This is a genomic window from Facilibium subflavum (genome assembly GCF_003574485.1).
Lineage (GTDB): Bacteria > Pseudomonadota > Gammaproteobacteria > Francisellales > Francisellaceae > Facilibium > Facilibium subflavum.
Genome location: NZ_QLIT01000357.1, coordinates 1 through 510 on the forward strand (window position 1 = coordinate 1; position 510 = coordinate 510).

General features: G+C 33.3%; 1 protein-coding gene. It reads right to left on the bottom strand.

The window, feature by feature from the left end:
* The coding region (locus DNK84_RS13910) for a glycosyltransferase family 4 protein (RefSeq protein WP_119345030.1) at nt 1-510 on the bottom strand (510 nt) is incomplete at both ends.

Here is a 510-nt window from a genome sequence, read left to right on the forward strand (position 1 = left end):
TGAAATTATCTCAGGCCAAGCACCCGCTTTTGTTGCTATAACTGTACATTTTGACGCCATAGCTTCTAAAGCTGGTAATCCAAAGCCTTCCTTATGACTAGCACAAACAACTATATCCATGGTTCTATACCAATTAGGAATTTCACTAGAATCACTTATAAAACCGGTAAAAGTTATTCTATCCTCTAAGCCAGAATCTTTTACTTTCTTCTCTAGAGTTTTTTTAAATTCTTGATCTTTGGGTGTTGCTTCACCAATAATTACAGCACTCCAATTTGGATATTTTCTTAAGACCTGTGTTACAGCATTAATAAATTCTTCTGAACCTTTTGATTTTCTGATTCTGCCAAATATACCAATACTATACTCACCTACCAATTTTTTCTCTTTTCTAATTTTATTTTTATCTTTTGCTGGATAAAAAACTTCAGTATTAACTCCATGTGGAACAATATAAGGAGTTCTCTCAAGATATGATGCTGATATCTGTGATGGACAAATGACAGCACT